The sequence below is a fragment of the Candidatus Protochlamydia phocaeensis genome (genome assembly GCF_001545115.1).
Taxonomy (GTDB): Bacteria; Chlamydiota; Chlamydiia; order Chlamydiales; family Parachlamydiaceae; genus Protochlamydia_A; species Protochlamydia_A phocaeensis.
On record NZ_FCNU01000021.1, the window covers coordinates 14,669 to 28,067 of the forward strand.

Here is a 13,399-nt window from a genome sequence, read left to right on the forward strand (position 1 = left end):
GATTCAATAAAAATTAAGCAAAAGCGACTTGATATTTCTCGCAAAATGGCATTTTCAGAAAAATAGGGATGAAACTAAGGGAATGAATGCAGAGAGGGCGATTTCTTGCAGAGGCTTAAAATAAAAAAGGCGCTTTCCCCTGGGAAAGCGCCATGATGCCGATGACCGGACTCGAACCAGCACTCTATTGCTAGAAGTAGATTTTGAGTCTACCGCGTCTACCAATTCCGCCACATCGGCATAGAATACCCAAGAGTATAAGGATTATCCACATTTTGTCAAAGCAGAAAATGCATTACCAGCGATGAAAATTGCGAAAAGCCTTATCCCACGTATAAATCACCTTCTCCTGCAAGTCCCAATCATAGCGCACTTGAATGCTGATATAAGGATAGGGATGCCGGTTGTCAAAATCCCTTCCCTCTGTCTTTTTAAAAAGCTTGATAAAAATTTCTTTATTATACCAAGGCTGGATAGCCGTTCGGCTATCGCCTTTGTCATAGCGTTTAAATTCTTCAAAGTCGCTAAGTCCCTTATACTTGGGATTCTCCTTGTAATAAGCGAGAATGAGATTGACGACAGCCTCCGGCTGCTGCTCCATGCCCTGAATATAAAAATCGACTTCAGCTCCGAGCAAATGCTTCGAGGCTTGATTGGCCGGCGAGGGATCTAAATAGAGATTGTGATCGGGACAGCAATGCCCGCAAGTGATGACGATGCGTTTGCCGGTCTTATCCTGCAAGTAGTTGAGCAAATCGATGAGAATGGGGTATATGAATTCTTTGTTCTCGCGCAAAGGCAGGCTATGCCGCTGCGGCCCTCCGCAATCGTAATAGCGGACCAGCTCCTTTTCTTTTTGCACAAAATGGACGGGATTCAGGCTGCTTCCCTTGCAACGGAAAAAATCTTTGGTAATGGCAGGATAAACGCCGCCTTTTCTTTCTTCCCACGGATAAGACTCCCGTTTCAAAGGCGCCATGGGTTCGACTTGAAAAAGCGATTCCCCATGATGACGATAGAGATACTCCCCTTTTAAGGGAGGAGAAAGGGGCGAGGAAGGTTTAGAAGACGAACAGCTTAATAGCATCAGCAAAGCAAGGAAGCCTATTAAAACTTTTCTGCCTATCATGGCGCTACCCTTTTAAATTCATCTACTTTAAACTAATTGCATGTTCAGGAAGGATATGACTATGCAATGGATTCATCATTATCAGCTTTTTTTATTCGATTTCGACGGCCTTTTAGTCAATACCGAACATCTCCATTATCAAGCCTATCTTCGCATGTGCGCCCAAAGAGGGTTTACGCTTAATTGGAGCTTTCAGCGCTATTCCGATGCGGCGCATCATCAACCGACTGCCCTGCGCGATCAAATTTATGCCGAATTCCCCGCTTTGCAGGCACAAGAGCCTAACTGGTCCGTCCTTTACGAAGATAAAAAGCGCGCTTTTCTAGCGCTTTTACAAGAAGGCGCAGCGCAGCTTATGCCCGGAGTCCATTCTCTTTTGCTCGCCCTGCAGCAAGCGGACATCCGCCGCTGTGTCGTCACTCACTCTCCCCTTGCCGTCATTCAAACCATTCGCGAACAAAATCCCATTCTCGATACCATTCCTTATTGGATTACCCGCGAGGATTACACCCATCCAAAGCCGCATCCCGAATGCTACCAATTAGCCATTAAGCGGTATGCTAGAGAGGACGATCGCATCATTGGATTTGAAGATAGTCCGCGCGGGTTGAATGCGCTTTTGCAAACGCCTGCCAAAGCTGTGTTGATCTGCCCTCCCGACTCCCCTTATTTAAACCAAACCCTCGTTTCGCATCTTTGCTACTATCCCACTTTTACTGCCATTCAAAGCACCCCTTGAGGCTCGCTACCCGATAATTTCATTAAATGATCGCCCGGATAATCGACTCGCGCCAAAAAAAGGCCTTGCGGGGGAGCGGCCTTGCCGGCTTTGCGGCGATCTTTGGCTGCAAAAATGGCCTCTATATCCTCTAAAGGACGTTTATGGGATGCCACTTCCTCCAAAGTCCCGACAATGTTGCGCACCATTTTATATAGAAATCCATTCCCCTCGAATTCCATTCGCAACCCGCCTTCGACCGGTTTGATATCCAAACGATAAAGCGTGCGAACAGGATCGTGCGCAGCCGTGCCCGTATGCGCCTCATTGGCAAATGAGGTAAAATCATGCGTGCCGACAAACCGTGCTGCCGCTTCTTTCAATAAATCGCTATCGATTTTGCTGTGGACATGCCAGCAATAGAGGCGGCGGAAAGGATCCATGACGCGGTCGAGATGCAAAAAATAATGGTATTCTTTTCCAATGGCGCTATATTGCGCGTGAAAGTGAAGGGCGGCCATTTCCGCCTGTTTGATCCGTATATCATGGGGCAGCATGCCATTGAGGGCAAATTGCAGACGGTTGAGATCGAGCCTTTTTTCCGACTTGAAATGGGCGATTTGCGCAATGGCGTGCACACCGGCATCTGTGCGCCCGGATCCGGTAACCACGACCTTTTCTTCCCTTAAGAGCGTACAAAGGGTCTCTTGGAGATGTTGTTGGATCGAGGGCGCATTCGGTTGGATCTGCCATCCGCTGTAATGGGTCCCGTCATAAGCAATTGTCAATTTGTAGGTGTGCATGCTCTCTCTAACAGTTGTTGCGCGATAAAAAGATCATCCGGCGTCGTCACTTTGATATTCTCATAAGGTCCCTTGACCACTTTGACGGGCTTGCCAAGCAGTTCGACCAAAGAGACATCATCCGTTACGGTCAAATTTTGCTGCAGGGCTTTTGCAAAGCCTTCTTGCAACAGGCTTAAGCGTACCACTTGCGGAGTTTGCATTTCCCAAACCTGCGCGCGATCGGGCGTGCTAAGGACAATCTGATCGTCATTGCAGATTTTAATGGTGGCTTTCACAGGGACGCCGGCGACGGCAGCTCCCCATTCATCGGCAGCTTGAACGACCTGGCGGACAAGCCCAGCGGAAATCAGCGGACGGGCGGAATCGTGAATGCAAACAAGCGGATCGCCTTGCAGGAGCTGAATACCATTAAATACGGAGTCCTGGCGGCGCATGCCTGGAGAAGCAAAGCTCAACGATTTCTTTTCTTGATAGGGAAGAAACAACTTCTGATATTCAGGTTCGCATACGACAATGAGATGCTTTACCTCCGGAAGATGGACAAAGACTTCAAAGCTATGCAAAGCAAGCGGTTTATTGAGAATAGGCAGATACTGCTTTGGGATATCCCTTCCCATCCGGGTTCCCATTCCTCCTGCTAAAAAGACGACGCTAAAAGAGGTTATTTGATTCATGGATTAGCCTTTTCCAAGAGTTATTAAGGTCAATTCAGGCATGGAAAACCAGCGGAACCTCAATACGCTGGCAATGCCTCGATTAATATACGCCCATTTTTTGCCGATTCTTTTAAGCCCGCGCTTAAATTCTAAGTTTTCAATGCGCGTAAATTTTTTCCATAAGCCGGGCAAATTGACCTGTCCGCCATGAGTATGACCGGCTAGTATAATCTCTCCCGGATAATTTTTGAGGATAGTAAGCGTATCGGGATTATGGGAAAGAATAATACCCGGATAAAGCGTGTTATAGGACTGAAACGCCTGCTGGGGCTGAAACCGGCCGAGCGTGTATTCCCCCACTCCGCATATATTTATCCAGCTGTCTTTGACCGCTACCAGCTTAGTCGTATTATTTAAAACTTGAAAAGGTGTTTGCTCCAATAGATTTATCAACTCTTCATGCAAACCGACTTTCTGCGCTTCAGGCGTAATGGTCTTTGCCAAAGGCGTAGAATTGAACAACCGCTTAAATCCCTTGCCAATATCCGAATGCGGCGAAGCGGGCTCCACATCATATTCTCCCCTAGCATTTACCGTTACAAAGCGCTCGTAATCGTGATTTCCCAATACGGCAAAGCAGCCGAGAGGAGCTTTTAGCGCACAAAGAAGCCGCTTCAACCCTTCTTTATTTTCCAATTTGGAGCGGCAAATAAAATCTCCCGTGCACACAATCAGGTCGGGCTGCAAACGCTGAATGCGATTAATCATTTTTCTGCTAAGCAAAGGAGAAAAATGATCGTTCCAATGCAAATCACTCATGTGCAAAATTTTAAGCCCAATTAAATCTTTTGACAAAAGAGGAATGGGCAAAGACAGCCGGGTGAGGGAAAGCAAATGCGGTTCTATAAAACGCGGCCATACGCCTATCACAGAGGCCATACACCATGCATCCCATAACCATTCCGACCATTTTTTCTTACGCATGTCTTCCCTATTAATTAATCTTCTCATCCAAAATTGGATTCAACTGTTTACTTTGTAATGAGACAAAATATTTTTTAAAAAGGAATGAGAAGTATAATGTAAGAAATTATAATGCATTGCATTAAATAAAAAAAAGAACGTTTAAAAGGCTTTGCTATTCAGAGACTGTCCACGCTCTCAAAGCATGCCTGTTAAAGAAGAAAAAGAGAGAAAGGATAAAAAAAAGCCGTGCCCAAAAAATTGTCATCCAGCCGATCCAAGCGACTTGTCTATCCATTAAAATAAAAGAAAACCAATTCTTTGTTGATTGATTCCTTCTTTCTAATCTTGTCCAAAGTCAGGAAAGGACATAGCTGAATAGATTTAGACACGGCTCCTTGCAAAAGCGATTAATGCTTATTAGAACCTGTTAATTCTGGCTCTTTTAAGTGCTTCGCAATTTTGCTTGTCATTTTAAACATATCGATGGCTTGTGTAGATCCCAATACTTTTCCAAGTTTAGCATCAGGATTGATATTGCGCTTGTTTGTTTGATCTTGCAATTTGTGCTTTTTAATATAATCCCAAACGCGTTTTGTCACTTCTGTTCGTGGCATAGGGCCATTGCCGACAATCTCAGCAAGGGCTTCGCTTACTTGTACAGGTCTCATAAATGCAGAATTTTTCTTGTCTTTTGTCATCCCTAATCTCCTTTGATATTGATGGATACAATTTATAAATGAGAATCTCTAGCTATCTTATCGGGATTCTTTTATCTCTGTTACATTTTCTAGTCAAAGCAATTTATTGATCAAGCTCTTAATTGTTATTTAAGTCTCTCGTAAGCAGTTTAGGGCTTTTGTTCGCGCATTTGTCCTTCATTGCGATCCAAATCTCGCTGAGTAGAATCTGCTGGCTGTTTCTTTTTATTATCTTTTTCCTGATGCTTGATTTCTCCAGATTTTACGCCTTGCCTATCCCCCTTGCCTGCAGCATGTAATTGATTCTCAGGAGCTTTTTCTTTATGGGATCCGGTTGGTTCCTCATAATTTTTCTTTTTTTCTTCTTCTTTTGAACAATTTTGATCTTGCTTTGACATACTTACTCCTTTAATATAGCAGCTCCTTCAAGTTTCTTAATGAAAGATATTTTTTTAACATACTCTTCTTGGAATTGATTGCAAACAGGGAAGGAAGGGAATAAACGCTTTCTAAAGAGCCTAAAATAAAATGCCAAAGCAAGAATTTATTAAGTTATTTAAAATTAGCGGTTTAATCGTTGAATCATTTAGATAACCTTGAAGTAAACCGCTAATCCTGGCACCCTGAACTTATTAAGGATAGATGAGCATATTTCTTATTTGTGAGCATTCGCATGTGCAGCAGTAAAACGAGTTTAACTTTAGAACAGCAAATCCAAGAGTTGACTCTCTTGACCTCTTCTCTTCAAAAAGCTTCAAATACGCTTGAAAAGCTCTCTATTTTAAATTCTCTTCCGGTTGTACAAGAGTTCCTTCATTCCCCGAGTCCTTTAAAAACTTTTCTAGCCGGATTGAATCCCGAGTGCGATTACGTCATTAAATCCATCATAGCCATTGGCCAAGGCCCTATTGTTTTTAATATGCATCACACTAAAGACGATTGGCCAGACCGCTTGAGAAACCTGCTGGAGCAATTACTGAATTTAGAAGATTTTTACCGCTATATGGGCGGGATCATCGGCTATCATCTCACCGTTTTAACTTTCATCGTCAATCAAAATAACTCTTCTGGCGCTGCTCTAGATCACGCACAATACATCCATCCGGAAGGGCTTTATTTGGGCCAGGACAATCGCGAAGTCAGGCAATCCATTGATTGGGGAATTGAAAGCCTAGATCAACTGGGAGAAATTTATCCCGTCGGCGGAGCGGGAGATCGCCTCAACCTCATAGATGAATATACAGGCGTTCCTTTGCCGGCAGCCGTTCTTCCATTCTTGGGCCGCACTCTTTTGGAAGGGTTAATCCGAGACTTACAAGCGCGCGAATATTTATACTTCAAATTATATGGCAAGCAGCTGCAGACCCCTATTGCCATGATGACCTCTATAGAGAAAAACAACCATAATCACATTTTGGCCATTTGCAGGCAGAATCGCTGGTTTGGCAGATCCCCTCAAAGTTTTTACTTTTTTATTCAACCGCTTGTGCCCGTCATTACTCAGGAAGGAAACTGGTCATTATCTTCTTCTTTGACTCTTACCCGCAAACCAGGAGGACATGGAGTTCTTTGGAAATTGGCCGAAGAGCAAGGCGTCTTTGATTGGCTGCTTGCACAAAAGAGGCAGCATTGCTTAGTCAGGCAAATTAACAATCCTTTAGCTGGGACGGATTGCTCTCTGTTGGGATTAATAGGGATTGGATGCAAAATGGACAAAGCGCTTGGTTTTGTTTCATGCGAGCGGTTGTTAAATAGCGCCGAGGGGACTAACGTTGTCATCGAGACGCAAACAAGCGAAGGCTTTGAATACCGCCTGACCAATATTGAATATACGGATTTTGCTCAAAAAGGCATTGGAGAAGAACCAGCCAAGCCTGGCAGCCCTTTCTCAATCTACCCGACCAATACGAATATTTTATTCGTCCATATTCCCTCTATCCGAGAAGCGCTGAAAGACTGTCCGATCCCAGGCCAATTGATTAACATGAAATCAAAAGTCTCCTATATTGATCCGGAAGGAAAGGCTTCTGCTGTACTTGGAGGCCGCCTGGAATCAACCATGCAGAATATTGCAGACTATCTTGTCGATCGTTTCAAACATCCCCTTAAACGGGAAAATTTTAGAAAAAATTTAAGAACTTTTATCGTCTATAATCAACGGGTTAAGACCATTTCGACGACCAAGAAATCTTATAATCCCGGTGAATCGCCCGTGTCTACGCCTGAACAGGCTTATTATGACATGCTCTCGAACAACCGCAACCTTCTAGAGCAAAATTGCCAATTTGACATGCCGCCAAATGCAAATGTAGAAGAGTATTTAAAAAAAGGCCCTGCTTGTATTTTTCTCTTTCACCCTGCCCTTGGTCCTTTATATGCCATTATTGCCCAAAAAATTCGCAAAGGCCGTTTTGCCCCAGGCGCAGAGCTCCAGCTTGAAATCGCTGAAGTGGATATTAGCTCCCTTGATTTGACAGGCAGCTTGCTCATTGAAGCGGCGGAGCCTTTAGGAACAAAAGGACAAGACGGACTCTTGTCCTATGGACGCGAAAGCCGCTGCATGCTTCACCGCGTCGTCGTCCGGAACAAGGGCGTCGATTACCAAGCCGAACACACGTTCTGGAAGAATCAAATCAAGCGCCAAGAGTGCGTCAAAATTATTCTGCATGAAGGGGCTGAATTTTTTGCCGATCAGGTGACGTTAGAAGGCAATTGCCTCTTTGAAGTCCCGGCCTTCCATCGCTTGACGCTTTCTGCCAACCAGCAAGGAGAATGGGTAGAAGAACTTGTTAAAATCGAACGGCCCACTTGGCAATGGGAATACAAAATCGAGAAGGAAAATTTCATTAAATTAAGTAAAAAGGAAAGTCCGCTCTCAACCTCCTGAGGTTAAGAATAACCTATTAGAGGATGTATTAAAAATCGCTAGTGACTTCATTCGCGTTCTTTTCCCTAAAGCAACTAATCTCAAAATTTGGCTAAGTATAAAAGGCAATGAAGATGCCCCTGACGCCCTTTAATGAGCCTGTTAAAAGAGTTAATGGAACTAAAGGAAGAGCAGCGCATTCAAGAAGAAAAGGCTTCTTTAAAGCAAAGCGTGGTTCAAACCCAATTTAAATGGAAGCGTTTATAGATTGCTGCCAAGAAGGCCAAATGGGCCAGCAAAAACTTATGCTTTAAGGGCTATATTGTCGATTATAAAGACCTATCCATCTTTTCTCAGCTACTTTAGAAGACTTATCAGCGCATGCTCCTTCAATAGCCCGGAATTGATCAGCTAGGCAATGATGCATGCTGATGCTTGATGAAATCTTTTAAATTCATAATGACCTTCGCTCACTCCTTCTGCCTATTGCTAAGACATTTCCCGGCTAAGATAGCGCTCGACAAAAGGGCAGCCATCACAGCTTGCTTCAAAATGCAAGCAGAAATCTTTATGCAGTTGATAGGCTCCTTGAGCCATTTCGGAGTACTTTAAAAGATTCTTTTTGGAACTTTCCCCAAAAAAGCGATGCATCAAATAACGTTTCTTACTGGAGAGAGGAGATTTTAATGTTTGGTATAGCCGTTGAAAAGCGCGCCATTCCTCATAATCTCCTTTTTCTTTAATAGTGGCATAAAGCAAGGGCAAATACGTATTGATTAGCATCTCTCGCTTGAGATCTTCTCCGACCAACGGCAACTCTTCTCTTTGAACGCAAGCTTCAAAGGTAAAGTGCCGCTTCCAATAGGGGTCTTCATAATTGGGAATAAGGTCAATGAGCCGCTGCACCAGTTTAACCACTTCTTTCGGAGATTGGACATCTATCGCCTGCGCTTGCCAGACCGCTAATAAATCAAACCACAAAGAATCGAGTTTGCGATCTTGCAGAAGCTTGACTAAATAAGCCAAGCGTCGAATAGGATGATTGAGCGGCCGGATGCGGTCCAAGCGCAGCGAGGCTTGGTGGATAATCTGATCTTTCCATGCACCCCAAGCTGTTCGCAGCTGTTGATAATAGATCGACTGCTCCCAACTCCATTTACGCCCCTCTTCGAAAAAGCCGCAGCAACCCAAAGCGATGGCCAATAAATCGGAATAAGGAAGATCCCGGTAGGGAAGCAAAAATAAAAATAGCTCTAAGAACGCCTCCGCATTGTGCCGATACCCCAGAGCCATCGCCATGCCTCCTGCCAACTGAAGAGAACGGTCGGCCAGCCGATTTTGCAAATAATCAGCTTTTCTTTCTAAACGCCAGTAAGCGGCTGACATCAACAAATCTTTAATTTGAGATTCGCTTAAACGCTGAAAAAGCTCTTTCTCGCATTTCCCGCTGCTGACAAAGCGTCTATAAGGATAAAGATCTAAATCGACCAAGCGCATGAGACGGGAAAGCGGAACGCTCAAGCTTTTCTCCACATAAACTTGGACGGCAGCCTGGCCGTTCTCTTTCCTAATAGATAATGCACGAGACGGAAGGTGGTAGGACAGATGCAGCATGACTTGATTGTAGCGGGGATCTTGATGATGGCCGTGAGCATACCACTCCTCATCGCTTAAATGAATCTCTATATCGCCTCTATACTCTTGCTTGCCAATGCGGATATGGGCCTTTAAAAAATCGGGCCCTGCCTCTGTATTCCAAATTCCAGGAGAAAGCACCTCTATTCTCTCCCCTTCTTTAGTCGTCCACCCGCGCACATATTTTTGTTCCAGCCAGACAGCTTGCAAATGCCTTTCAGTCAGTAAAGCGTAAGCCTGTTTTTTTTCCGATGCGCACGGGAAGGGATCGAGAAGATGAGGATAAAGAGAGAACATGGCGAATGATTAATTATTTTTTGAGACAAACCATAAGCCATTTCTGCTATTTTTTTCTAATATTTATCTGAATTAAAAAATATAGAGGAAGGAAGGAGCGCAGCAGCAAGCGGCCACGCTCCAAAAATAGCGGATTAGGTCAATACCTTCACAACACCCCATGCTTTGCCAACATTTTGCCAGATGGCATCCGTCTCAGGGAAAAGCTCTTGGGCCACTTTCATGGTAACAGTGGCGTATTGCGGATAGGTGACGTTAGCCGGACATAAAGGCAGAGCGGCAACCCGAATTTTTTCAACCGTTTCCCAAGTGGGGAGGTTCTTGGCATCCGCGCATAAAACGGCCGTTTCATAATACCATTTGAGGCCGACAGCCGAAGACAAGTGCGGATCGACATCCTGCGCATGATCCTTCCAGCTCAGATAGTCATCATAGCCCGCTTGCGGATCGCTGCCCAGATACGGATCATCTTTATAGCCGTTTCCTGGCTGCTTCATATCGCGCAGCGCATAGCTAGGATTGTCTCTAAATAATCCCTGACCGATGCGCCATGGGCAATCCTCATCGCGCGGCATTTTTTTGTCTTTTTGCTGTAAAGCAGCGACGGCCGCTTGGTCCGAATTAGCTTCATTTATTCCGCCTGCATCCGCTACATAATCAATCCCCGTCGGTTTGCCTGTCTGGCTCACCTTCGCTCCTCCCAACTCTTGCGTTACCATATGGGAGATTTCATGAATGCCGACTGTCGGCTCTCCGACTAACGGTTTAAAGAATCTGCCATCGCCGTAAACCATTTCACCTGGCTGGGGAGTCCAAAAGGCATTGTCATAGCCTGTTTTCGTTCCGGACGCTCCGCCGTAATGAACAATAGACACTAAAGGTAATGTGCTAGCCACAGATTCGGCCAGCAGCTTATTTAAATCAATGCTATGCACAGATTTGTAAAATTGCTGCGTGACGGCTGTGATGTCATAGGCTTGATTGACGACGGGATCCGCACTTTCGTTTGTTTTTTTGCCTACATCTTGGCGTTGAAGAATGCCCTTAGTAAAATTTAAAGGGATATAATGACTGCCGGCAGAATACACTTTATTCAACGCTTTATCGCTGCCGAATAGCTCTTTTATCTTTTCACGCAATTCAACCGTCAAAGGGTGATAATGCTGGATTAACTCTTGCAAATCTTTAATATGCGCTTCAAAGTGTTCTATCAATTCCTTCCCAAGCTCAGTTTCCTGATGCTCGGCCTTACATTTTTCTAAAGCTGTTTTAAAAAAACTATGCCCCACAAAGTTTGGATGCCATGCCTGAACAACTGGCGATGATGAAACAGATTGCATATCAACCCTCCTATTAGTTTTTTCCGTTTAGAGCTTCATTCCATTCATAATGGGTTTAGTTTGCTTTGTCAAAAAATTTTTTTATTTTTTACTATTTCACTCCACATGCATTATTCAATTTACCAAAATCAGTTGTTGCTTTATAATCATCCTCAATTCCATTCGGTATTTTCTTTGCGGCCATGGCGGAATTGGTAGACGCGCTAGATTCAGGTTCTAGTCGGGGCAACTCGGTGGATGTTCGAGTCATCTTGGCCGCAACTTTTTCGATCTTTATTTTCTTGTAGCGTTGGCCCTATTTCAATCGAGCATGAGAGAGAGATTATCTATTTCACTCCCCTCTTGAAAAGTTTAGCTAAATCAATTAAATTTATTTCTCTTCCTAATTATTTTGGAAAACTATCACATGTACAAATACAACATAAAAAATATTCGTAATTTTTCAATTATTGCTCATATCGACCATGGCAAATCGACTTTAGCTGACCGTCTCCTTGAGTTGACTCATACTGTTGCCGCCCGCGATATGCAAGAGCAGCTTCTCGATGACATGGACTTAGAGCGAGAAAGAGGGATTACCATCAAAGCGCATCCTGTCACCATGTATTATGAGGCCAAAGATGGCGAAATTTATCAAATCAATTTGATTGACACTCCCGGCCACGTTGACTTTACTTATGAAGTGTCGCGCTCTCTTGCCGCTTGTGAAGGAGCTTTGCTTGTCGTCGATGCCGGCCAAGGCGTGCAAGCGCAAAGTCTGGCAAATGTCCACTTGGCTTTGGAAAGAAACCTGGAGATCGTTCCCGTTATCAATAAAATTGACCTTCCTGCCGCAGATGTGGAAGGCGTCCGCAAGCAGATCGAAGATGTGATCGGACTAGACGCATCGGATGCCATTGGCTGCTCGGCTAAATCGGGCATTGGAATAGACCAGGTATTAGAGCGCATCTTGACTTCTGTTCCTTCTCCAAAAGAGCCGGAAGACGACCTTCTGCGGGCCTTGGTTTTTGATTCACATTATGACACTTATCGCGGCGTAATGGTGTATATCCGCATCATGAGCGGTGAAATCAAAAAGGGATCGCTGATTAAAATGATGGCGACCAATAAAAATTTCGAAGTGTTGGAAGTGGGAATGTTTACGCCCAAAGAAAAGCCTGTCGATTCTTTGCGACCAGGCGAAGTGGGCTATATGATCGCCAATATTAAAAACACGACGGATGTCAAGATCGGCGACACCATTACTTTGCAGAAATACCCTGCTGCCGATCCATTGCCGGGCTTTCGCTTGATCCGACCTGTCGTATTTGCCGGAATTTATCCCATTGATGCAACGGATTTCGAGGCTTTGCGCGATGCGCTCGTCAAGCTTCAGCTCAACGATTCGGCCTTGCATATCGAACAAGAAAGCAGTACGGCTTTGGGATTTGGATTCCGCTGCGGATTCTTGGGCCTTCTTCACTTGGAAATCGTCTTCGAACGCATTCAACGTGAATTCGACATCGACATCATTTCGACAGCTCCAAGCGTCATTTACCGCTTTACGCTCAATGACGGAACATCCAAAGAAGTGGACAATCCCGCCCATTATCCTGATCCGACCTTTATCGACTTAGTCGAAGAGCCTTGGGTCAAATGCCATATCATGATCCCGTCGGAATACTTAGGAGCCATCATGAATCTGGGGATGGATAAGCGCGGCGTCTGCGTAAAGACAGAAACCATGGATGCGAGACGCTTGCTGCTTACCTACCGCTTTCCGCTAAATGAAATTATCACCGATTTTAATGACAAGCTCAAGTCCATTACGAAAGGCTATGGATCATTTGATTATGAATTCGACTCTTATGAACAAAGCGATATCATTAAACTTGAGATTCGGGTCAATGAAGAGCCTGTTGACGCATTTTCATGCCTAGTCCACCGCTCTAAGGCAGAAAGCAAAGGAAGGGCCATCTGCGCCAAGCTGGTAGAAGTCATTCCCATGCAATTATTTAAAGTCCCCATTCAGGCCGCAATTGGCGGAAAAATCGTCGCTCGTGAAACCATACGCGCCATCACCAAGAACGTGACCGCAAAATGCTATGGCGGAGACATCACTCGTAAACGCAAGCTATGGGAAAAGCAGAAGAAAGGGAAGAAGCGCATGAAGGAGATAGGAAAGGTCAACATCCCTCAAAGCGCTTTCATGGAAGTTTTAAAAGCAGGCGACTAACGATTTTACCGAAGTGATTTCAAATTGATTTCTGCATTCACTTCGGTATAAAAGGCAAAGCGAAAATAAAAAA

The 13,399-nt window shown here is 44.6% G+C and carries 11 protein-coding genes and 2 tRNA genes; 4 read left to right on the plus strand and 9 right to left on the minus strand.

Annotated features, from left to right (window positions below):
* Positions 1 to 156: 156 nt before the first annotated feature.
* Both BN3769_RS06865 and BN3769_RS06870 read right to left on the minus strand, forming a co-directional pair.
* Positions 157 to 240: transfer RNA gene (locus BN3769_RS06865), tRNA-Leu, on the minus strand.
* A 55-nt stretch (positions 241 to 295) separates the two neighbouring features.
* On the minus strand, positions 296 to 1,129 hold the full coding sequence (locus BN3769_RS06870; RefSeq protein ID WP_068468943.1) for a hypothetical protein: 834 nt from the start codon (positions 1,127 to 1,129) through the stop codon (positions 296 to 298).
* Positions 1,130 to 1,184: 55 nt separating this feature from the next.
* Between BN3769_RS06870 and BN3769_RS06875 the strand changes: the two genes are divergently transcribed.
* On the plus strand, positions 1,185 to 1,868 hold the full coding sequence (locus BN3769_RS06875) for an HAD family hydrolase (protein ID WP_228840642.1): 684 nt from the start codon (positions 1,185 to 1,187) through the stop codon (positions 1,866 to 1,868).
* On the opposite strand, the gene truA is transcribed toward BN3769_RS06875, so the two are convergent.
* From truA to BN3769_RS06900, 5 genes are all read right to left on the minus strand, one after another.
* Entirely contained in the window at positions 1,853 to 2,650 is a 798-nt protein-coding gene (truA, locus tag BN3769_RS06880) for a tRNA pseudouridine(38-40) synthase TruA (protein ID WP_068468946.1), read from the minus strand. The genes BN3769_RS06875 and truA overlap by 16 nt on opposite strands.
* A complete protein-coding gene (ispD, locus tag BN3769_RS06885) occupies positions 2,632 to 3,327 on the minus strand; it encodes a 2-C-methyl-D-erythritol 4-phosphate cytidylyltransferase (RefSeq protein WP_068468948.1) in 696 nt (231 codons plus the stop codon). Before ispD ends, truA begins: the two co-directional genes overlap by 19 nt.
* 3 nt (positions 3,328 to 3,330) lie before the next feature.
* The gene (gene lpxG / locus BN3769_RS06890) at positions 3,331 to 4,293 is read right to left on the minus strand and encodes a UDP-2,3-diacylglucosamine diphosphatase LpxG (RefSeq protein WP_068468950.1); all 963 of its coding nucleotides are present in this window, start codon (positions 4,291 to 4,293) and stop codon (positions 3,331 to 3,333) included.
* 389 nt (positions 4,294 to 4,682) lie between these two features.
* Entirely contained in the window at positions 4,683 to 4,973 is a 291-nt protein-coding gene (locus BN3769_RS06895) for an SWIB/MDM2 domain-containing protein (RefSeq protein ID WP_068468952.1), read from the minus strand.
* 149 nt (positions 4,974 to 5,122) lie between these two features.
* Complete coding sequence (locus BN3769_RS06900; protein WP_068468953.1) at positions 5,123 to 5,371, minus strand: hypothetical protein; 249 nt, start codon at positions 5,369 to 5,371, stop codon at positions 5,123 to 5,125.
* 275 nt (positions 5,372 to 5,646) lie between these two features.
* Here BN3769_RS06900 and BN3769_RS06905 point away from each other — a divergent pair, with 275 nt between their 5' ends.
* Positions 5,647 to 7,860 (plus strand): UTP--glucose-1-phosphate uridylyltransferase, encoded by a 2,214-nt coding sequence (locus tag BN3769_RS06905; RefSeq protein WP_068468954.1) that lies wholly within the window; start codon positions 5,647 to 5,649, stop codon positions 7,858 to 7,860.
* 468 nt (positions 7,861 to 8,328) lie between these two features.
* Here the strand turns inward: BN3769_RS06905 and BN3769_RS06910 are convergent, their stop codons facing one another.
* Both BN3769_RS06910 and BN3769_RS06915 read right to left on the minus strand, forming a co-directional pair.
* On the minus strand, positions 8,329 to 9,771 hold the full coding sequence (locus BN3769_RS06910) for a DUF2851 family protein (protein ID WP_068468955.1): 1,443 nt from the start codon (positions 9,769 to 9,771) through the stop codon (positions 8,329 to 8,331).
* Between the two features lie 134 nt (positions 9,772 to 9,905).
* Positions 9,906 to 11,111: a M4 family metallopeptidase gene (locus BN3769_RS06915; RefSeq protein ID WP_068468958.1), complete on the minus strand. Its 1,206-nt coding sequence runs from the start codon at positions 11,109 to 11,111 to the stop codon at positions 9,906 to 9,908.
* Positions 11,112 to 11,287: 176 nt separating this feature from the next.
* Between BN3769_RS06915 and BN3769_RS06920 the strand changes: the two genes are divergently transcribed.
* Positions 11,288 to 11,371 (plus strand) — tRNA-Leu (locus tag BN3769_RS06920).
* Positions 11,372 to 11,517: 146 nt separating this feature from the next.
* Positions 11,518 to 13,326, plus strand: coding sequence for a translation elongation factor 4 (gene lepA, locus BN3769_RS06925; RefSeq protein ID WP_068468960.1), 1,809 nt, complete (start codon positions 11,518 to 11,520; stop codon positions 13,324 to 13,326).
* Positions 13,327 to 13,399: the final 73 nt, after the last annotated feature.